This is a genomic window from Thermoleptolyngbya oregonensis NK1-22 (assembly GCF_032705245.1).
GTDB classification, from domain to species: domain Bacteria; phylum Cyanobacteriota; class Cyanobacteriia; order Elainellales; family Elainellaceae; genus Thermoleptolyngbya; species Thermoleptolyngbya sichuanensis.
The window spans coordinates 227,764-247,935 of record NZ_CP053540.1 but is presented as its reverse complement, the minus strand read 5'-3'; the positions used below and the strand labels follow the sequence as shown (position 1 = coordinate 247,935).

At 57.4% G+C, this 20,172-nt stretch carries 20 protein-coding genes; 9 read left to right on the top strand and 11 right to left on the bottom strand.

The features are described 5' to 3' along the window. The first annotated feature begins 143 nt into the window (after nucleotides 1-143). Nucleotides 144-635 carry a glutathione peroxidase gene (locus HNI00_RS01075; protein WP_068509417.1) on the top strand — a complete coding sequence of 164 codons (492 nt, stop codon included), beginning with the start codon at nucleotides 144-146 and terminating at the stop codon, nucleotides 633-635. Nucleotides 636-722: 87 nt separating this feature from the next. Here the strand turns inward: HNI00_RS01075 and HNI00_RS01070 are convergent, their stop codons facing one another. Continuing rightward, nucleotides 723-1,274, bottom strand: coding sequence for a thioredoxin family protein (locus tag HNI00_RS01070; RefSeq protein WP_172358125.1), 552 nt, complete (start codon nucleotides 1,272-1,274; stop codon nucleotides 723-725). Between the two features lie 248 nt (nucleotides 1,275-1,522). Here HNI00_RS01070 and HNI00_RS01065 point away from each other — a divergent pair, with 248 nt between their 5' ends. From HNI00_RS01065 to ctpC, 3 genes are all read left to right on the top strand, one after another. After that, on the top strand, nucleotides 1,523-2,317 hold the full coding sequence (locus HNI00_RS01065) for a glutathione S-transferase family protein (protein ID WP_316789916.1): 795 nt from the start codon (nucleotides 1,523-1,525) through the stop codon (nucleotides 2,315-2,317). Between the two features lie 293 nt (nucleotides 2,318-2,610). After that, nucleotides 2,611-3,840: a (E)-4-hydroxy-3-methylbut-2-enyl-diphosphate synthase gene (gene ispG, locus HNI00_RS01060; RefSeq protein WP_316789914.1), complete on the top strand. Its 1,230-nt coding sequence runs from the start codon at nucleotides 2,611-2,613 to the stop codon at nucleotides 3,838-3,840. 262 nt (nucleotides 3,841-4,102) lie between these two features. Continuing rightward, entirely contained in the window at nucleotides 4,103-5,392 is a 1,290-nt protein-coding gene (gene ctpC, locus HNI00_RS01055; RefSeq protein WP_316789912.1) for a carboxyl-terminal processing protease CtpC, read from the top strand. A 66-nt stretch (nucleotides 5,393-5,458) separates the two neighbouring features. On the opposite strand, the gene HNI00_RS01050 is transcribed toward ctpC, so the two are convergent. The 3 genes from HNI00_RS01050 to mraY all read right to left on the bottom strand — a co-directional run bounded on the left by HNI00_RS01050 (nucleotide 5,459) and on the right by mraY (nucleotide 7,339). Then, nucleotides 5,459-5,704 carry a hypothetical protein gene (locus tag HNI00_RS01050; protein ID WP_316789909.1) on the bottom strand — a complete coding sequence of 82 codons (246 nt, stop codon included), beginning with the start codon at nucleotides 5,702-5,704 and terminating at the stop codon, nucleotides 5,459-5,461. 206 nt (nucleotides 5,705-5,910) lie between these two features. After that, a complete protein-coding gene (locus HNI00_RS01045; protein ID WP_068509430.1) occupies nucleotides 5,911-6,063 on the bottom strand; it encodes an isochorismate synthase in 153 nt (50 codons plus the stop codon). A gap of 175 nt (nucleotides 6,064-6,238) precedes the next feature. Then, nucleotides 6,239-7,339 (bottom strand): phospho-N-acetylmuramoyl-pentapeptide-transferase, encoded by a 1,101-nt coding sequence (gene mraY / locus HNI00_RS01040; protein ID WP_420156273.1) that lies wholly within the window; start codon nucleotides 7,337-7,339, stop codon nucleotides 6,239-6,241. Nucleotides 7,340-7,903: 564 nt separating this feature from the next. Between mraY and HNI00_RS01035 the strand changes: the two genes are divergently transcribed. From HNI00_RS01035 to cobA, 3 genes are all read left to right on the top strand, one after another. Beyond that, nucleotides 7,904-9,817, top strand: a complete 1,914-nt coding sequence (locus HNI00_RS01035) for a Ycf66 family protein (protein WP_316789904.1) — start codon at nucleotides 7,904-7,906, stop codon at nucleotides 9,815-9,817. Between the two features lie 58 nt (nucleotides 9,818-9,875). Continuing rightward, nucleotides 9,876-10,901 carry an ABC transporter permease gene (locus tag HNI00_RS01030; RefSeq protein ID WP_297079733.1) on the top strand — a complete coding sequence of 342 codons (1,026 nt, stop codon included), beginning with the start codon at nucleotides 9,876-9,878 and terminating at the stop codon, nucleotides 10,899-10,901. 254 nt (nucleotides 10,902-11,155) lie between these two features. Then, nucleotides 11,156-11,929: a uroporphyrinogen-III C-methyltransferase gene (gene cobA / locus HNI00_RS01025; RefSeq protein ID WP_316789900.1), complete on the top strand. Its 774-nt coding sequence runs from the start codon at nucleotides 11,156-11,158 to the stop codon at nucleotides 11,927-11,929. Nucleotides 11,930-12,277: 348 nt separating this feature from the next. Here the strand turns inward: cobA and HNI00_RS01020 are convergent, their stop codons facing one another. Then, entirely contained in the window at nucleotides 12,278-12,760 is a 483-nt protein-coding gene (locus HNI00_RS01020; protein ID WP_172358118.1) for a photosystem I reaction center subunit XI, read from the bottom strand. A gap of 100 nt (nucleotides 12,761-12,860) precedes the next feature. Next, nucleotides 12,861-12,965 (bottom strand): photosystem I reaction center subunit VIII, encoded by a 105-nt coding sequence (gene psaI, locus HNI00_RS01015; RefSeq protein ID WP_172358117.1) that lies wholly within the window; start codon nucleotides 12,963-12,965, stop codon nucleotides 12,861-12,863. A 371-nt stretch (nucleotides 12,966-13,336) separates the two neighbouring features. Here psaI and HNI00_RS01010 point away from each other — a divergent pair, with 371 nt between their 5' ends. Then, a complete protein-coding gene (locus HNI00_RS01010) occupies nucleotides 13,337-15,985 on the top strand; it encodes a hypothetical protein (RefSeq protein ID WP_316789897.1) in 2,649 nt (882 codons plus the stop codon). On the opposite strand, the gene HNI00_RS01005 is transcribed toward HNI00_RS01010, so the two are convergent. After that, nucleotides 15,986-16,660, bottom strand: coding sequence for a hypothetical protein (locus HNI00_RS01005; RefSeq protein ID WP_316789895.1), 675 nt, complete (start codon nucleotides 16,658-16,660; stop codon nucleotides 15,986-15,988). A gap of 388 nt (nucleotides 16,661-17,048) precedes the next feature. On the opposite strand from HNI00_RS01005, the gene HNI00_RS01000 reads away from it, so the two are divergent. Beyond that, complete coding sequence (locus HNI00_RS01000; RefSeq protein ID WP_068509448.1) at nucleotides 17,049-17,264, top strand: hypothetical protein; 216 nt, start codon at nucleotides 17,049-17,051, stop codon at nucleotides 17,262-17,264. 103 nt (nucleotides 17,265-17,367) lie between these two features. Here the strand turns inward: HNI00_RS01000 and HNI00_RS00995 are convergent, their stop codons facing one another. From HNI00_RS00995 to HNI00_RS00980, 4 genes are all read right to left on the bottom strand, one after another. After that, nucleotides 17,368-17,559 carry a carbonic anhydrase gene (locus tag HNI00_RS00995; RefSeq protein WP_316789893.1) on the bottom strand — a complete coding sequence of 64 codons (192 nt, stop codon included), beginning with the start codon at nucleotides 17,557-17,559 and terminating at the stop codon, nucleotides 17,368-17,370. A gap of 194 nt (nucleotides 17,560-17,753) precedes the next feature. Further along, nucleotides 17,754-18,341, bottom strand: coding sequence for a CPBP family intramembrane glutamic endopeptidase (locus HNI00_RS00990; RefSeq protein ID WP_316789891.1), 588 nt, complete (start codon nucleotides 18,339-18,341; stop codon nucleotides 17,754-17,756). Between the two features lie 157 nt (nucleotides 18,342-18,498). Then, on the bottom strand, nucleotides 18,499-19,620 hold the full coding sequence (locus HNI00_RS00985) for a DUF3326 domain-containing protein (protein WP_316789889.1): 1,122 nt from the start codon (nucleotides 19,618-19,620) through the stop codon (nucleotides 18,499-18,501). A 125-nt stretch (nucleotides 19,621-19,745) separates the two neighbouring features. Continuing rightward, on the bottom strand, nucleotides 19,746-19,868 hold the full coding sequence (locus HNI00_RS00980) for a hypothetical protein (protein ID WP_316789886.1): 123 nt from the start codon (nucleotides 19,866-19,868) through the stop codon (nucleotides 19,746-19,748). Nucleotides 19,869-20,172 lie beyond the last annotated feature (304 nt).

Here is a 20,172-nt window from a genome sequence, read left to right as displayed (position 1 = left end):
AAAGGGCATTGCAAAAGGGCATTGCAAAGGGGCATCGCAAAAGGGCATCGCGAAAGCCGCAAACCCTGCATTCGACCCCAGGGATTTCGCTAAAATTGTTAAGTAATGTTTCAGAGTCCTCGGATTAATCCTGGGTTAACACTATGACTGCCGCTTCCGCCTCTATCTACGACTTTTCAGCCACCAGCATCGACGGCAAGCCCGTATCGCTCGATGCGTTCAAAGACAAGGTGCTGTTGATTGTGAACACGGCCAGCCAGTGCGGCTTTACGCCCCAATATCAGGGGCTTCAGTCCCTCTACAGCAAATACGCCGATCGGGGTCTGGTGGTGTTGGGCTTCCCGTGCAATCAGTTTGGACAGCAGGAACCGGGAACAGCAGATCAAATCCAGGCGTTTTGCGAAACTCGGTTTGGGGTGTCGTTCCCGCTATTCCAAAAAGTAGACGTGAACGGCAGCAACGCCCATCCTCTGTTTCAATACCTGACGAAATCTGCCCCCGGTATCTTTGGCACGGAGGCGATTAAGTGGAATTTCACCAAGTTCCTGGTCGATCGCCAAGGCAACGTCGTGAAGCGCTATCCGCCCACCACCAAACCAGAAGATTTGGAGGCTGATATTCAGGCATTGCTGTAGCGCGGTTCCCAATTTCCTAATCCTAATGTCCTAGATAATGATCGGCTAAGGCAAACGATCGGCCACGGCCGGCCCGGGACGTTCTCGTTATCCTTCTGTCGGCTGTCGCCATTTTACGGAGCAACCGATGGTGTGCGTGTGGGTGTCGGCGATCGCAGTGCCAGAGAGAATGCTGGCGATCGCCTCCCTCAAATAAGCCTTCTGCACCCCGTCGGGATTCTGCGGGCTATCGTCGATCGCCCCGTTATACCGAAGAATCCCTTCGCTATCCAGCAGGTAAATCTCCGGCGTGCGCTCTGCGCCAAAGGCTTCCGCCACCTCCTGCGTCACGTCGCGCAGGTAGGGAAAGTTGATCGCCTGCTCGATGGCAAAGGACTTCATCTTGTCGAAACTATCGTCGGGGTAGCGCGTGTCGTCGTTGGGATTGATGCCAATCAACGTCACGCCCTGCCCCTGAAAGTCGTCCTGAATTTGCTTGAGGCGATCAATATACAGCCGCACATAGGGGCAGTGGTTGCACATAAAAACCACGCAAACCGCCCGATGGGATTCAAGATACCGAGCGAGATGATGCACCTCGCCATCTACACCGGGCAGTTCAAAGTCGGGCGCGTAGCTACCAATCGCGGTTCCAGTCATACAGCAAGGAAATTTGCAGAGAAAATTTGCAGGAGACACTAGCCATCATACGCGAATCCTTCAAGGACGCTCATTTGCAAGATGGCCGATTATTTGCCGATGATTTGCAGCCTACTTGCTTTGTAGAGCCGACAGACTCAGGGTATGGTGACTAGGGGCAATCTGAACCACTCGACAACCCAGTTCCCTACCGCACCCCATTCACACAATCAACCATTTCTCCGCCCTACTCACCGAGGACGCAGGCCATGCTAGAGCTTTATCAATTTGAGCTATCCCACTACTGCGAAAAGATTCGGCTAATTTTGGACTATAAGGGCTTGCCCTATCGCAAGGTGGAAGTGACCCCTGGTGTCGGCCAGCTTGACCTGTTTCGGATGTCCGGACAGCGCCAGGTGCCCGTGCTGAAAGACGGCTCCACAGTGATTGCCGACTCCACCGAAATTGCCGAGTATCTGGAAAAGACCTATCCCGATCGCCCGATTATTCCCACCGATCCCAAACAGCGCGGGCTGTGTTTGTTAATGGAGCAGTGGGCCGACGAATCCATTGGGCTAAATGCCCGCAAATGCATGATTGGCGCACTGGGCAAAGACCAGAGCTTCCGCCAGTCGTTTCTCCCGAACACGATTCCTGATTTTCTAAAAACAGTCGTTAGCTCTGTGCCCAATGAGCTATTCAGCGTGCTGGAACTGGGCGTGGGACTGACCCCGGATGCCCTCAAAGAAGCCGAAGCATCCATGAAGCGGGATCTGGCGGCGCTCTGCTTTATCTTGCTTGATCAGCCCTACCTGATCACCGACCATCCCACCCTGGCAGATTTTGCTGTGGCGGGGCTGACGATGTACGTCAAGTTTCCCGATGGCGACTACCTGGATATTCCCCAACTGCTGAAGGGCAAAGGCGTTCCGGGCATCGCCGATGTGGGCACGTTTGCGCCGTTTTTTGAATGGCGCGATCGCCTCTACGCCGACTTCCGCAAAACCGGAACCCCCAGCACCAGCAGTAGCGCCAACCGCCCCACCTCAATTCAGATTGACTAGACGCTAGGGATCGGGGGTCAGGCTTTAGGTTCGACCCCGATCATCCCCTGACACCAAATCCCTGACCTCCATAACCTGTCCATAACCGCCAAACGTGCCCCGTTTATGGCACTCTGGAACGTAGAGCCTTGTTGTAGAGCCTTGTTGTAGAGCATTATTTAGTAACGCTCTGAGTGGCTATTAGTAACGCTCCAAGTGGCTCTCATGCTGTCTCGTAGCCGCAGCTTTGGCTTTTCGGATACTCTATCGCCCATCTCGTATTCCATCGCCCATCTCTACTCACGCCCAAGGGTATGCAAACGCTTCCTAATCCTGTCAACGCGCCCATTGCTCCGTCCGCCCCTGCCGATGCCAACGTGGGCATTGTGCGTCGCAAAACGCGCCCGGTTCCGGTGGGCGACATCACCATCGGCGGCGACTATCCTGTGGCGGTGCAGTCGATGATTAACGAAGACACGCTGGATATCGAGGGTTCCGTTGCGGCAATTCGGCGGCTGCACGAGATTGGCTGCGAAATTGTGCGGGTGACCGTGCCCAGCATGGCCCACGCCAAGGCGATGGAGGAAATCCGCGATCGCCTCTACAAGTCCTACAAGCCCGTGCCGCTGGTGGCCGATGTGCATCACAACGGCATGAAAATTGCCCTGGAAGTGGCAAACTATGTGGACAACGTGCGGATCAATCCGGGGCTGTATGTGTTTGAAAAGCCCAAGAGCGATCGCACGGAATACACCAGCGCCGAATTTACTGAAATTGGCGAAAAGATCCGCGAAACCCTGGAGCCACTGGTTGTCAAGCTGCGCGACCAAAACAAGTCCATGCGGATTGGCGTGAATCACGGCTCTTTGGCAGAGCGGATGCTATTCACCTACGGCGACACGCCCGAAGGCATGGTCGAGTCGGCGCTGGAGTTCATCCGCATTTGCGAATCGCTGGATTTCTACAACATTGAACTATCGCTGAAAGCCTCTCGCGTACCCGTGATGATTGCCGCCAACCGCCTCATGGTGAAGCGCATGGACGAGCTAGGCATGGACTATCCGCTGCACCTGGGCGTAACGGAAGCCGGAGACGGCGAATACGGCCGCATCAAGTCCACCGCAGGCATCGGCACGCTGCTGGCCGAGGGCATCGGCGACACAATCCGCGTCTCGCTAACGGAAGCCCCGGAGAAGGAGATTCCGGTTTGCTACGGCATCTTGCAGGCGCTGGGGCTGCGGCGGACGATGGTGGAATATGTTGCCTGCCCGTCTTGTGGACGCACCTTGTTCAACCTGGAAGAGGTGCTGGCCAAGGTTCGCGCTGCTACAAATCACTTAACCGGGTTGAATATCGCCGTGATGGGGTGCATCGTCAACGGGCCGGGCGAAATGGCCGATGCCGACTATGGCTATGTGGGCAAGCAGGCAGGCTACATTTCGCTGTATCGGGGACGTGAAGAAATTAAGCGCGTTCCGGAAGATCAGGGTGTGGAGGAGTTAATTAACTTGATCAAAGCAGATGGACGCTGGGTTGATCCGTAGGGTCTAAAGAGCGATCGCCCTCGTTCTACCCTGGACATCCCAGCCAACGTCGGTGTTGCTCAGTTCCTCACTCCGATTGGACGAACTTTGAAACGCGAACTTTGACACGCGAACTTTGACACGCGAACTTTGACACAGGGATTTTCTCGTCAATGCTTCTGTTGCCAATGCTTCTGTGCTTCTGTAATGATTAAGCAGCCCGACCCAAGATGCCTGTGCTAGATTGGGCATACCCTCGTCGTGACCTTCTCCTCCTATCGCTATGGATATTACAAAACGCGGACTCGTTTTGGGCAGCACGGCATTTGCTGTCGCAGCAATGACCGTTACCGGGGCGGGGATGCACCTGTCCAAAGGGCAAGCGTTCTTTCAAGAAAGCCCGAAGGAGCTAATTGACGAGGTTTGGCAACTGATCAATCGCACCTACGTAGATGCCACGTTTAATCAGGTTGATTGGCAGTCCGTCCGACAGGAGTATTTAGGGCGAAACTACACAAACCGCGAAGAAGCCTACACCGCTATCCGCGAAATGCTGGAGCTATTGGGTGATCCCTACACGCGGTTTATGAACCCGGCGGAGTTTCGGGATATGCAGGTGGATACGTCGGGCGAACTGACAGGGGTCGGCATTCAGCTTTCTCAGGACGAAGAAACCAAGGAACTGGTGGTTGTCGCGCCGATTGAAGACACGCCTGCATCGCAGGCTGGCATTCTGGCGCGAGATGTCATTACCAAGATCAACGATCAGACGACTGAGGGCATGGATGTGAACCAAGCCGTGTCCTTGATTCGTGGTCCGGTTGGCACTGAGGTTACGCTCACCATTCGTCGGGGCGATCAGGAGCTAGAGTTCAAGCTGCAGCGGGCCCGGATCGAGCTACATCCAGTTAGGTACTCTCTGCAAGACTCCTCGCTGGGCAAGGTCGGCTACATCCGCCTCAACCAGTTCAGCGCCAACGCCTCAGAAGAAATGAAAGAGGCAATTCAAGATCTAGAGCGGCAGCAGGCAACGGGCTACGTGCTGGATCTGCGCTCCAATCCAGGCGGGCTGCTCTACGCCAGCATCGACATTGCCCGCATGTGGCTCAATGAAGGCGTGATCGTATCCACCGTAGATCGCCAAGGCATTGCAGAACAGGAGCGGGCCAACGGCAGCGCCCTGACAGATAAGCCGCTTGTGGTGCTGGTGGATGGCGGTTCGGCTAGCGCCAGCGAAATCTTGTCGGGTGCGCTGCAAGACAATGGTCGCGCGGTGCTGGTGGGAACGCAGACTTTTGGCAAGGGGCTGGTGCAGTCGGTGCGGGGGCTGGGCGACGGCTCTGGGCTAGCAGTGACGGTTGCCAAATATTTGACTCCAAGCGGGCGCGATATTAACAAGCAGGGGATCGAACCCAACGTGCTGGTCGAGTTGACTGACGAACAGCGGGAAACCCTCAGCCAAAACCGGGATCAAATCGGTACGCTGGCTGATCCGCAATATGCGCGGGCGCTGGAGGCCCTGCGGCAGGAAATTGCAGCCCATCGGCAGCGCCGAGCCGAATCGCTGCCCTAGCGCGACGCTTTGCGCTCTAAACTAGTTCAACTACTCGATCCAGCGATCCATTCAATCTGACTATTTTTAACGCGGCAGGCATTTTCCAGCGCGAATCAGCCCCACCCGACGGGCGATCGCCTCGCTTTGGGACGCAAACGGCCCCCACTGCTGGATTTCGATGTCTCCTGCGGTCTGCGACGGGCTGGCAAGTTCGGGGTTCAGATCAGCCGCAGCTACGATATCGCAGTGGCCTTCGGGCTGCTTGACGATGTACCAGTCGGTAGGAGCATTGGTTGATCCATTCGTCGCTTGGTGGGTCGATGCATTCATAGGGGCAAGGGCTTTTGGGGTAGAGCAAAATGCAGGGAAGGGCGATCGCAGGCGATCGCTTCCTAGCGCTTCAATCCTAGCAGCGTCCCTATAAAAATCCCCCCTTAGCAAATAACAGGCTAGAGGGGGGATTTTTTTGATTAGCCAACCGATTGATTAGCCAACCGAATTCGTTCAGAAATGACAGCCGACAAATAATTTAGCGGCTACTTAGTGGACTCTACGCGCTCAGACAGCGGATCACCTTCGTAGGGCTGCACGCCCGTTTTGGGATATTCGTCTCGGTCAGGGCTGAAAATCTCCGATGCTCCTTCGGTAAGGAATTGAATCGCCTGTCCAATGACCTTAAAAAGATTCATAACGCTGGCCTCAGCAACGAGTGAACGAGGAGCGAGTCATCTGGATAGAGCGGAAATCGAAAGGAAATATAAACTATCCTTAACTTGCTCCACTTCAATCATAGGAAATCCAAGGCTTTTTTTGTTGCGTTCGCTACCATTCTTTACAGGAAGCGCCAAAGCTTTAGCCCTAGCCTTAGCCCTGAAACAGCGACAGGCAAACTAGAACCAGCAGCACGCCAATTAGATAGAATCGCCCCACCACCTGAGTCTCTGACCAGCCCGTCAGTTCCAGATGATGATGCAGCGGAGCCATCTTGAAGAGGCGCTTGCCAATGCCGTTTTCATCCTTCGTGGCTTTGTAGTAGCCAACCTGAGCAATAACAGACAAAGTTTCTACCAGAAAGATGCCGCTCAGAATTAGTAGGCCAAAGAGCGACTGGCTGACGATTGCCGCAGCCGCTAGCGCTCCGCCCAGCGCTAGGGAACCCGTATCGCCCATGAACACGCGGGCGGGGTTGTGGTTGTGTACTAAAAAACCCAAGTAGCTGCCGCCCATCGCCGCACAGAAGACGGCTAGCTCAGGGTGAGCCGGGGCAACGAGTGCCGCCAGACCAAGCAGGGCGATCGCCCCTGTGCCCCCCGCTAGCCCGTCCAGCCCGTCGGTCAGGTTGGTGGCGTTGCTCTCGGCCACTAGCACGAACCAAGACACCAGCCAGAACAGCGCCCCCAACGGTAGTGCCAGTCCAAAGGGCAGCAGCACCGTAGTTATACCTGGAAACGAGTGGCTAAAAGCCCAGAGGCAAAACAGCCCCCCAAAGCCGACTTGCAGCGCCAGCTTCGTGCGGGGAGAAATGCCTTTATTCGACTTGCGGCGGAGGATCTGCCAGTCGTCAAGCCAGCCGATAAATCCGTAAGCAAGGGTCAAGCCTGCAACCGCCAATACGGTCGGGTGAAACCCGGAGAGCAGCAGGGCGATCGCCACGCCGACGGGAACAACGAAAATGCCGCCCATCGTCGGAGTGCCCGCCTTCTTCAGGTGGGCTTGGGGGCCATCCTCGCGAATCACCTGGCCTGCTTTCCAGGCGCGGAGTTGCGGCACGGCCGCATAGCCCAACGCTCCGACCCCGGCCGCAGACAGGGCAAAGGGCAACGTCAGACTAGCCGCTTGCCAGGGCAATCGCCCCGCAGCCACATCCAGCGCCGCCATCAGACAGACCAGAATCGCGGATAACGTCAGGAGCAAGGTGCGCCCCGTTACTGAAATTGACCGACCTGGAGAAATCTTTGCATCCACAGTTTGCGCCTTCACTCCTCACCACAGCCTCTTCTCGCTGCTCAAACCCTCAAAACCTGGACTCAGAAGCCAAGGCGACCTACTTTCGCCTAGAAACTGCCGAAATGTTTCGAGAACTTAAACCCTAGAAGAGTTATCTAATTCTGGATTACTCAGCGTAATGCCTAAAGCACGATTTGAGCCAAAAATCTAGAAGCTGATATCAAACTTCAAACTCAAACCCGACGAATCCAGAAATCGTAAGCAAACGTCACACCACAAATAATACAGACGGGCAGGCTTTTTTCCACCCTTCATTCGGAAATTTACATTAGTTTACGGCGATCGCGCGTCATTTGAGTCACACATTTGAAAAATAAGCCTTAAAAATGAGCCTGGGAAATTAAGCTCGAAAAATTCAGCCCAAAGAAATCGTCCGAGTCGCACGAGAACCCAGGCTGAGCAGAAAACAGAAAGACCGGCGGTTTAGAAAGCGCGTGGCTCCAGCCCAGAGAATCCGAATCTCGCACAGGTTCCAATCTCACGCAAAATATAGAAGTAGTCCTCAAACAGGAGGCAAAAACAATGTCCCACATTTTGGCGCTAGTCGTCGCCCTGGGCAGCTTTGGGCTGTATATGTCGGCGTTTTTTCTGCCAGAGGTCTACCGCAAAAACGACTTTATCTGGAGCGGCGTAGGCATGTTCTATGCCCTAGTGCTGTGGGTGTGCGCGGGTCGCATCACGGGCGGCGTGCTGCTAGGACAGATGGCCAGCGTCGCCCTGCTGGGCTGGATGGGCTGGCAGTTGATCGAATCGCGGCGACTGCTTACACCCTACGACCAGCAAACGCGGTTGCCCGGATCATCGCGCAACTTGGGCGATTTGCTAAAGCTGGCAGCCGAGGAACTGCCCGGCCGCCTCCAGACCCAGTTCAAGGCTTTGCCGCAGCAAGCATCGGGCTGGATGAGCCAGGTGACGAGTCGTGTCGGCAAATCACCCAAGCTGGCGGGCAAACCTGTGCGATCGCTCCCCAAAGCCAGCCCCAAAGCCAGTCCCAAAGCCGTCCCACCCCAGCCCGCGCCTGTCGATGCGTCCAGCGATCCCGCTGCGCTCGCTACCCCGGCCGCTGCCAGAACTCGACAACCTCGCCCCCCAGCCAAAACCGCCCCTGTGGGTGCTGTCCCCAGCGTCACACCAACTGTGCCTGGGGAATCGCCGACCCCATCCGTCGAAGGGGCTGAGCCGCCAGACCAAGCCGTTTCATCGACCGCCCCGCCTACAGAACCGGAGGCAGCACCAGCCGTATCTGATCCCCTCTCTCCTGCTCCATCGACCGTCCCATCGACTATCCCATCGACCGCTCCATCGACCGCCATCGCTGCATCCGATCCTGCATCCGATGCTGAACCTGGGAGGACTCTGGAACAGGTCGCTGCTGACGAAACCTCGGAACCAGCAGCGTGGGTAGAACTGGCTACAGACGCAACAGACTCAACAAACTCGGCTTCTCCAGACGCATTCCGGCCTGCGCCTGAGGACTCGTTTACGCTGGACGAAGTGCTAGTAGAGCTAGCGACCGGGGAAATGTCGGGGGAAATGTCGGGCGAAATGTCGGGCGAAATGTCTGTTGACGTGCCTGCCGATCGCAGCCCTCCTGATACCCCTATTCCCTTCTCGGCTGCACCCGAAGCGCTGGTTGAGCGGCAGCCAGAGCCGTTTGAACTGGAGCCTGATGCGCGAGCCACGCAGCCCAGTTCTCCAGCGCCTCTGCCAGATTTACCAGATTCAGGTCTATCAGATCTATCAGATTTATCTGATGTTCGGGCTAATGTGCAGCCTGACGTGCGGACTGATTTGCGGACTGATTTGCGGACTGATGTACCGCCTGAAAACTCTCAGGTTGAGAATCAGCCCCAGCCTCAGATTCAGAACTTGATTGAATCCGCCGATGGGTTATTCGAGTTGGCAACGGAGCCTGAATCTGGTTCGTCGCGTCTGGATGCGCCCGGGGAGGAAGTGCCTGTGGAGGAATTGTTGGATGCGCCGCGATCGCTCGATGTGCAGCCGCTGCCTGCTCAGCCCGAAGACGCAGCCTGGGAGTTTGACTGGGAACTGCCATCACTAGACTCGCCGGGGTCAGGCTCTCCAGCGCCGGATCTGCCAGCGCCGGATTTGCCAGCGCCAAATCTGCAAGACTCAGATTTGCAAAACTGGACAGACGAGGCCGGGGCGATCGCCCAAAACTGGCAGGACGAGTTTGACGACGACTTCAGCGACGACTTTGACCCCGAACCGGAAAATGCTGGGGAAAATGCGGTAATTGTCTCCATTGAGCGTCTTGATTTATCGCCAGCGCTGGCAGACCCCATCGAGCAGCGACCCAACGAAGCAGCGGCTAGTTCCCACGCCAACGCTGCCGAAACGACCGAGGATCTGGAACCCGCAAAATCAGAACCGTCCTTTGCAGATGAAGACCCCGATGACGATTTGCTGATATAAAGATATCTCGCTATCCCGCCTCAATTATTCCCAGCCCAACCCGAATCCCTAATCCTGAATGTCCCGTTCCTCCGCCCTCCGCACCTACGTCCTCTCGCGCCTGCTGCTGGCTCCGCTGATGCTGCTCACCATCACGACGCTGGTGTTTCTGCTGCTGCGGGCCACACCCGGCGACCCGGTGGACGCAATCCTGGGGGCACGGGCACCGGACGAGGTGAAGGAAGCCATGCGAACCCGACTGGGGCTAAACGACCCGCTCTGGCTGCAATACGTGAACTATTTGGGGAGTCTGCTGCGGCTGGATCTGGGCACCTCGCTGACCACGCAGGGGCAACCCGTCTGGCAGATAATCCAGCAGCATTTTCCCGCCACGGTAGAGCTAACCGTATGCAGCATGGTGGTTTCGGCGCTGGTGGGAATTGCCATTGGGTCGCTGGCTGCGTCGCGCCCCAACTCTCCGCTGGATGCGGGCGGGCGGCTCTTTGGCATCCTCACCTACGCGGTGCCGATGTACTGGTTTGGGATGCTGCTGCAATTGCTGTTTGCAGTGCAGTTGCGCTGGTTTCCCATTGGCACGCGCTTTCCGCTGGCAGCGACCCCGCCGCCGCGCATCACGGGGCTATACCTGTTCGACAGTTTGCTAGAGGGAAATCTGGGGCACTTCTTCACCACGATTTATTACCTGACGCTGCCCAGCTTGACGCTGGGGATCTTGCTCAGTGGCGTGTTTGAGCGGATCGTGCGGGTCAACCTGAAGCAGACGCTGCGGTCGGATTATGTCGAGGCGGCGCGGGCGCGGGGTGTGCCAGAAGTGCGAATCGTTACAGCACACGCGCTCAAAAATGCCATGATTCCTGTGATCACGGTGTTGGGGCTGATGGTGGCCTCGCTGCTGGGCGGCGCAATCCTGACGGAGGTGACCTTTTCCTGGCCGGGGCTGGCAAATCGGCTCTACCAAGCGATTGAATTTCGGGATTATCCCGTCGTGCAGGGAATTATGGTGTTTTTTGGGGTGATTGTGGCGATCGCCTCCATCCTGATCGACATCTTCAACGCCTGGGTCGATCCGCGCATTCGATATTGATGATTCGATATTGATGATTGATGCAAATTGCTCCGAACAGTATTGAGCTAAGCGGCTCAATCGAATCCAACCGACGGTCTAATATCAAAAAATGTATCAAAAGGTACGGAATGCGCCCTGTGCATGGTAGAGCGATTATTCCCGCATGGCGCTTCTCCGTTCGCTAAAGACAGACGATACACTGGCGGAAACAGGGGTCAGGTCGCTTACGCCAACCCCCAACCCCTCATTCACTTATTTCCTTTCTTCCTTCTATGCAAACTCCCCTCGGCAAAGTCTACCTAGTTGGCGCGGGCCCCGGCGATCCGGGCTTGTTTACCCTGAAGGGCAAGACCCTGCTGGAACATGCAGACGTGGTGGTGTATGACGCGCTGGTGAGTCCGCAGATTTTGGCGATGATCAACCCGAAGGCGGAGCAGATCAACGCAGGCAAGCGGCGCGGGCGGCATTCGCTGGTGCAGGAAGAAACGACTCGCCTGCTAATTGCAAAGGCACAGACCCACGCGATTGTGGTGCGGCTGAAGGGCGGCGATCCGTTTGTGTTTGGGCGGGGCGGCGAGGAAATGGAGGATTTGGTAAATGCGGGTGTGCCCGTGGAGGTGGTTCCGGGGGTGACATCGGGAATTGCCGCGCCGGCCTACGCCGGAATTCCGCTGACCCACCGCAGCTACAGTTCCTCTGTTACCTTCGTGACGGGGCACGAGTCGGCGGGCAAATATCGCCCAGAGGTAAACTGGCGGGCGATCGCCCAGGGCAGCGAAACCATCGTCATCTATATGGGCGTTCACAACTTGCCGCACATCGTTGCAGAACTCCAGGCTGGCGGACTCTCCCTCCACACGCCCATCGCCCTCGTCCGCTGGGGCACGCGCCCCGACCAAGAAGAACTGCTGGGCACGCTGGGCACGATCGCCCAACAGGTCGAAGAAACTGGCTTCGAGGCTCCGGCGATCGCCGTCATCGGCAACGTCGTCCAGCTTCACAGCGTCCTGGCGGGCTGCCGACCTGCGATTTACCCAGCGATCTGATGCACCCATGCTTTTTACCCCATCTGTTGTAGAAACAGCTGAGTGATCGGAATCCTAATATCTGGAAAAGCGAGGGGGGCGATCGCCGCATTCACTGGTGGCGTGTTCAATTGCCGATAGCCGTCCGGAGTTGGCTCTCGAAACACCAGCACTTCGCGGCGATTCACATCCAGAATCCAGTAGAACTTTCTAACGCAAAAGGGGGTGCGGATACCGATCCACGCCCCCTCTTAAAACTTTAGGTAGAGGTTTAGTCAAAGAATCCCAGGAAAGGCTAAGCCGATTGCAGGCTTAACACACGGGTTCGCGCAGATTCAAACCAGAACCAAACGCCTAACCCCCAACCCTCTAGCCTGCCAGGTTGCCAAACGTTTCAAACACGCCCGACTTGAACACCTGGAACACGAGATAGGCGAAGGCTGCGCCGCCGATGCCGCCCACCAGGAAGCTGCCCGCAAACTCGCTCCAGCCCTCAGACGTGGAGAGAGCTTCCGGCGGGTTGGGCGTGGTCACCGTGGCGATCGGCTTCTTCACGCCAGCGCTGCTGTAGAGCGACAGGCACACTGTCAGAATCACCACCAGAATCACGGCTTCGATCAGCCCCACCAGATCGCCCACGCCAGAGTTGCGGAACTGGCTGGTGTAAGCAAAGGGGCCAAAGAGCAAGTAGCCATGCGCCATGCCCACCTCTAGCCCGCGACGCTGAGCCGACAGCCCAGGACGATAAGCAGGCAGATTATTGATCAGCGCTTTGGTAAAGCCGGAGGAATTGATCGGGGTTGCCAGGTTGCCGATCTGGGGATCGCCAGCGGGCTGCACTACATCTGTCATGTTCGAGAATCTCCAAGAAATTTGTAACGGTTCGTTGCGATATCTGAGAATGAGGAGAAGAAAACCTCAGATAGGATCGGGCAAAGTCGGGCCGAGTGAATTACTCGTCACGCTCGATATAGATGAACAAAAGCGCCATCGTCACAGCGGGAAACACCCAACCAATAATGGGAACAAAGATGGAAGGCAAATAAGAAGCTGCCATATCAAATTTCCTATCGGGAACTACAAGCGGTTCAGAACCGAATGTACTGCGAATTGTGCTGCAATGTCGAAACGCTAAGAATTTTTAACAAAATCTGCTCAAGTCAGGCTGGTGGTTCCACTTCTGTAGTAATTCGATACACTAAAACCGTGCATTGGACTGTGTATTTGTGTAATTAAAGAAGCACGGTGATCATCCAGCTTGGGTGAGTGCTGAAGGCATCTCGAAACATTTGTTTCAGCACATGTTTCAGCACATCTGTTTCAGCCTGTTTTTCAGGGTGTGATGCTGGACTGAGTGCTGACCGAAAGCTGACCGAAAGCTGACCGAAATTAGTATTTTGCGTTTCCCAGTCCTGGCAAGAGGTTCTGATGGCGTTTTGGGAATTTCTGATTCAGCAGGAGGGCGATCGCTCCTGGTTGCCCCTAGAGTCTCCCGATGTGGAGGTTCTAGAAGGGCGCTATCGGGTCGTGGCCCGCTCCAGCCGGGTAAATACACCCGTCGAAATTTCTATTATCCAGACCATCACCACCGAGCATCCGCCCCGACGGCGCGTACAAAAGCGGATGGGGCAGACCAATCCCGACGGGCTGCTGGTGGTGTTGCCCTTTACTCGGCTGGAGCCGGGGGCGTGGGAGTTGCGCTGCGTTGGCGATCTCATGTCTGACTTGGTGGGTGAGGGCTGGGGCTATGGGGTCAAGCTCCAGGTCTTGAGCCATGAGATGGAGGCAGACGGAGACGATGACCTGCTGCCGGCGGACTGGCAAAGCCGCATTGCAGTGACCGATCAGGTGGCAGAACAGCCCCCAGATCGAACGGCCGAGCCTTTGGAGACTGAAACACCGCCAGAAGCCCAAAGTTTCGCCCAAAGTTTCCCGGAGCAAGAGGATCTGGGCGATCGCCCCCTAGCCTCACCTCCGATCGAACCCGCTATTACCGAGCCAGTCATCGAGCCAGTCATCGAGCCAGTCATTACCGAGCCAGCCATTACCGAGCCAGCCGTTACCGAGCCAGTTTCGGCAGCAGACGACTTTCTGGCAGCATTAGAGGCGATCGAGACGGAACCCGCCGAAGCGTCTGAATCTGGGGCAACGGTAGCCGACGCTGAGGCAGAAGACATACCGGACGCTGGTGTGGCAGCAGGTGCAGAAGTTTCAGACCGTCCAACCGAGCCGTCGGAACTTGACCCGGCTCTGACAGCAGCGATCCTCTCCCCCGCCGACCTGCCGCCGCTGCGCCTGGTGCTACAGCCCGACCACTATGCCGCGCGGTGGGGCAGTACGCTGCGGATCACGGGCCAGGTGGTCGCTGCGACTCCCGACTGGGCTGGAGGTTCCCGACCAGAGCTTCCCGCCCTGTCTCTGGATCTGACCCTGCGCGATCCGCAAAACGGCGAACCGCTGGTGCAAGTCAGGCATCACTTGCCAGATGGAACCCTGCCCTGCCCGATAGACTGCGCGATCGACATTCCCGACGTAGACACCACCCGGCTGATGCTGGGCGAAGCAACGCTGTCCGCGCCTCAAGGAGAACAGCAGGAGCCATTTTTGCTGGCGGCCCAGAGCTTCACGGTGACGGCGGCGCTGGATGATCTGCTAGAGGCGATCGCCAACGATTTTCCAGGCGACCTCACCTCACCGTTTGTCGATGAAGAAGACCTAGATCTGTCCTTGCTCAACCTGGTGGATGGCACACCCGCCTCCGCCGCGCCATTGCCAGAAGTCCGTCCAGCAGGCGATCAGGTGTTGCCGCCACAGATCTTTCAGCCAGCAGCGTCTGCCGATGCGCCGACCGCCAAGCCTGTGGAGCTACCGCCCTGGGGCAACCCGCTTCCTGGCTTTGAAAACGGCATGAGCCTCTGGCAGTTGGCCGCCGCCGTTTCGGCTGGGCAAACCCCCGTCACTCGCCTCGACAGCAGCGCCCCGCCGCCCGACCCATCCCAATCGGACGAAACCCAATCGACAGCGGATCAAGCCGAGGGCGAATTGACCCATCGCCTGCTTCCCGACGATCAAGCAGCATGGGTCGAGGAGGTTGCAAATTTTGCGGACTCCGACGCGGCAACTCCAGAATCGCCTCCCCCGCCCCTCGCCGCAGCAGACGATGCCGATCTTTCGATTTATCTGACTCACGTCAATCGCGCCAGTCGCTCAAAGCCGCCCGTCGAAACACCCCCAGACGAACCCAGAGCCGCCGTCCGAGAAGTGTCCCCAGCAGCAGCCGACCCTTTGGAGGCAGGCAGTTCCGAAACCGCAAACCTGGAAGCCACAGTTTCAGAGCCGCAGCCCGACCAGACGCAGCCGACTCCGGCGATCGCCGATTCGGCAGATACCCCGCTGGAGTGGAACCACGAAGCATTCTCTCTGGGGCAGCCTGCGCCCTTGCCCAACGGCACGCCCCGCTTTTTGTCGCCGGAGGATCGGGCCTTTCAGGCGTTGAACTTGCAGCGTCGCTTTTTGTCTCGGCTGACGGCGCTGGCGACCGATCGAGAACTGGGGACGCTGATGCAGCCGGGTTCGCCACCGCTGGGACGTGACCTGGACTTGACCACGGATGAAATCGTGGTGGAAGATGCGCCCCTGCCGCCGCCCCAGCGCTCCAGCCTGTATCGCCCCGAACACGCGCCAGAGCCGCCGCCCGTGGTGTTGCCTGCGGAAGAGCCTGTGCCCTCACCTGTGATGGACGTGCCCCAGGGCGAACTCACCTCCGGCCAGCGTATTGAAATTGGCATTGCCTTACCCGATCTGGAGCCGCGTTTTTACATCAAGCTGTGGCTGCGCGATCGCCAATCTCGCACGATTTTGGATGGGCCGCGCTGGGTGATGAACTTTGCACCCGACGGCCAGGGCTACCAGATTGCCTACACCCAAGTCACGGTGCCCTTTGGCTGCGTGGAAACGCAATTCGAGGCGATCGCCGTCGAAATGTCTACCCAGCGCGAGAGCCGCAAGGTCGTCCAGTCGCGCCGGGTCGTGCCGCCTGACCTACCCCAGCTTGATTTGAATGATCTGGGCATTTAATCAGGGCGTTTGATTAACCCGCGAATCAACTTGTAGACCGACTCGGATTGATCCGGCATGACAATCCCGAAGCCACAGTCGAATCGCCTGCGCGACCACACCTTCGCTGCTGTCGCGGGGCGGGCTGGCGGGCTGCCGCTGGGGATAGCCACCCACACTCGACCGCACACCTGCCAGGTGCCACTGGTCTGCCTGCTGCGTTAGAAAAACCCAATAAAATCCCTGGAGTCGGGCATAGCCGCCGTAGCCATACTGCCGCTCTAGCGTGGTGAAAAAGACCTGCTGGGGTTGTTCGTCGGGGGCGATCGCCTGATATTCTGCCAGCCCCAGTGCTTCCAGATTTGCAGGCAGGGGGCGATAGTCGGGCGGCCCCGCCAGCAGCACGTAGCTGGGCGGCAGGTCGGTGGCGCGGCTCCGGGAGCGCGATCGCGCAATGACGCGATTGGCATAGCTGGGCAAATCACGCAGCAGCAGCGGCATCAAGGACTCGATGGTGTCGGGACAGCGGGTTTGCAGCACGCGCCGGGATGGCTCGCGAGAACGCTGGGCGATATGGCTCGGCTCCGTCGGGTGCAGAAGCGTTCCCCCGCTGCCTGCCAGATCGAAACCCCCGGCGGCAGATGGCGTGATGACTATCGGCGCAAACAGGGCGATCGCCCACCATCCATTCCCCATAGCGTTCTACAACCTGCCACAAGAAAGCCAAACAAGCCAGCCTCAGGCCCTTAGAGGATGTTTGAAAAGTCTTACTGTTTGTCGCAAAGCGTGCAAGATCCCCCTAAATCCCCCTTAAAAAGGGGGACTTTAAGGCAGTTTCCCCCCTTTTTAAGGGAGGCTAGGGGGGATCTCTGAGTGCTTAACATTACAGGCGATACCTTTTCAAACACCCCCTTAAGGCCTCCAGCCCAATCTCCCTAACAAGCCGAAAACCGAGTCCTTCCCGATTCCCAACTCTGCTCTGCTGCATAGATTACACTTCATTGCGATTCGCAAACTGTGTAAACCCATCATGCTACGGTCGATACTGTTAATTAAACACATGTATTCGAGATATCGCAGGCACATGAAGGAGAACATTCTAATTTCTTCGACTGAATCCATCGCCGCTCCCGCCCTGAGGGAAGACTTCAGCGAATACGTTGCACATCTTCAACTTCACATGGCCCTGCACGCCCGTAAGCTGGTTCCCAACCTAAACAGCACCGATGGCAGTCGTCAGCAGTTGTTGCACCAGACGCAGGCCGACTTCGAGAAGTTCGTGTCTCGCCAAGGTCTGTAGGCTGGCAGTCTGGAGTCAGCGTTGATTTGAGCGCTTTTCTTTCAGGAGGCGCTGCTTGCACCGAGTCTCTATTCTCTATACAGAGTCTCTATTTAGTCTCTACTCAATCGACCAGGATGCCCACCGCTCCAGTCGCTAGGTCGTAATCGGCTCCCACCACCTTGAGGTGTCCCACTCTCACCGCCTGGGATATGCTTACTGCCCAGAATATGGGGGGAGATTGGGTCAGCCGCCGAGTTTGTAGCCGGACGTTTGCTTTCACCACGCAGGTGAGGCGATCGCCCGGCTTTTGCATGTAAACTGCTCAACCATTTTCCCAAATCTGCGGCTCCGGGCAAGCGCGATCTTTGCTGCTGGGAAGGGCTAGGGGACGTGCAAGGGGAACTCAAAGATTACCAAAACTTGCAACAGGCGCTCTAGAAACTCCGTAAACAAGAGACTCCGTAAACAAGAGACTCCGTAAACAAGAGACTAAGGCTGAGGCTGCCCCTAACCGCCGACCTCTAGCTGCTTCAGCTTCCAGGTGCCGCTAGAGATTAGATTCGTCACGATATGCGCCACAATCGGCACCAGCAGGTTGCCCGTCAGCAGCGCACTAGCCCCCAGCGCTGCGCCCACCACTGTTGCCCAAACTACATAGGCCCACTGTTGCGACCCGCTGTAGTGCAACACGCCAAAGCACAGGCTGCTGACTAGCACACCAAACCAATTTAGCCCGATGGCGGGCAGCATCACGCCGCGAAACAGCAGTTCCTCGCTCAGCCCTGGCAGCAGCCCCAGCCAGATCAGGTCAACCCAGGTCAGCGGCTTGATGACCAGCGCTAGGTAGGTGTCTGCGCTGGTGCGATAGGCCGGCCAGAGGCGATAGGCTCCCTCACTGGCCAGGCTAATACCCAGCGCCAGCGCCACCCCAAGCCCCGCCGCAGACGGACGAACGCTGACGGGCAGCATGTCCACCGTATCAAACGCCAGCCAAAACCGAGACACAATCAGCAGCACCAGCGCCGTAATGCCCATTGCCGTTAGCACCTGGGTGCGATCGAGGGGTTCGAGTTGGGGTTGGGTAGGGGTGGGCACGGTGGAGTAGGGCTAGGGTGCTGAAGGGCTAGGGGTTCAAGGGCTAGGGCTTTGGAGGGTCAGGATTATCGAGGGGCTTGTGATCATTCCGTTGCGCTTGATCATACTATCCAATTCTTTCCATCACTCCATTCCGCTTTCCTATCGCCTAATTCTCTCAGGCTAGCATTTTGGGGAGGTTTGCCGTGAGGGATTCTAGGCTGGCGGAAGGGGCGATCGCCCGCAAATTCTCCACCGTCGGCGATAGGGCAGCGGGGTCGAGGCCAGCGCGGTGGGCGACCAGCACGCCGAAGGCTTCCAGATAAGACTGGACGGCGATCGCCCGAATGCCCATTGCCTCAGCAGTAGCCTGCATCCGCGTGGTGTTGTCCGCCACGGTGATGATTTGGGTGTGGGTTTGCCCCAGACTGAGGACAGCACTGCCGCCGCAAGCCGTGGCAGGAATCACCAGCGCATCGACCTGATCGGCCCAGATGTCCTGGCTCAGTGGGTTCTGATTCGTCTGGCAAACAAACTGCGGGGCGCGGCTGAGGCCGACTAGCACACAGGGAAGAAACGTGTGCCCCAATTCCTCAGCAGCAGACTTGGGAGAAAGCGTCGGATCGAGGGGCAGCGGCGACAGGGCGGGCGCGTGGGCGCACGGAACTTGGAAGGTTCGGACGACGAGATGACTAATGACGGCTTCGGCTCCGGCCAGAGGATCGACCCCTTGCCCGTGGCGATAGTCCTGCAAGGCATCGCTGCCCTCGTCGTCGGGAAAGCGGGCCACAACGGCGATCGCCTCTGCTTTGGCCTGCGTAATCAGCGTTTCTACTCCGCGCAGCAGGCTGTCGGGATGTTGCAGCGTGCCCCAGGTTGCGCCGGAAGCTGCCGTTTGCAGGCTCACGCCCAGCGGCGCATCCGTCACGACATACTCCGTCAGGCTTAGCCCCAGGGTTGCCCGCGCTGCGTCTGCCGCCTGCAAGTGTCGCCAGCGCAGTTCCGGCTCGATGCCCGCATCCAGCAACAGCCCCACTCGGTTCTGGCGCACCGGCCGCAGCCCCCACTGCCCGGCGGCAAACTGATCCAGCCCATAGCCTTCTACGTACAGCGCGTTGGGTAGCGGCCAATACAACTGCGCCCCGTTCAACACGTTGGGATGGGTAATCAGCCGATCGGCCACTTGGGCGATCGCCCTTGCCACGGGCAGCGCATCCCCCGCATAGCCGCCAATTGCCGCGCCCACTCCCGTCGGCACAATCAGCATTACGGTATAGGGGCGATCGCACGTTGGGTTCATAGGAATCAGGTTTTGAGGATTAGGATTCAGGGAGTAAAGCTCCACAGTAGCCACAGTAGCAACTGATTATAAATCAGGGTGCATCTGTATCCAGAGGGGATTCAAAGTAACTCGGATTGTGGTTTTTAAGGATCATCCAGAAGTCCATCTGCCCAGGTTTCTGAAGATTCTGGGTGGTCGGGCGTTGGCTGAAAGACGGCGATCGCCCAGCGCATTTTGGTACAACGGTCTGGCGTGGGGTTTTGCATCGCTCTGCATCAACTTTGCGTCAGTTTTGTGTCAACAGTTTCGTGTCAACAGTTTCGTGTCAACAGTTTCGTGTCAACAGTTTCGTGTTAACAGTTTCGTGTCAACTTTGCATTGGTTTTGCATACGTCTTTCCGCGTCTGAATTATGTCTGTTTGTGCAGCCCAAGCTGCGACCCGGATAATTTTAATTCAGATGGATATTAGTAATGCCAGACCTTACTTACGCTTCATTGCCCGATACCTTGAGTGCTGACTTGCCCGGTCTGTCTTCAGGCTTTCAATTGTCTGGACTAGCAGGCACAAC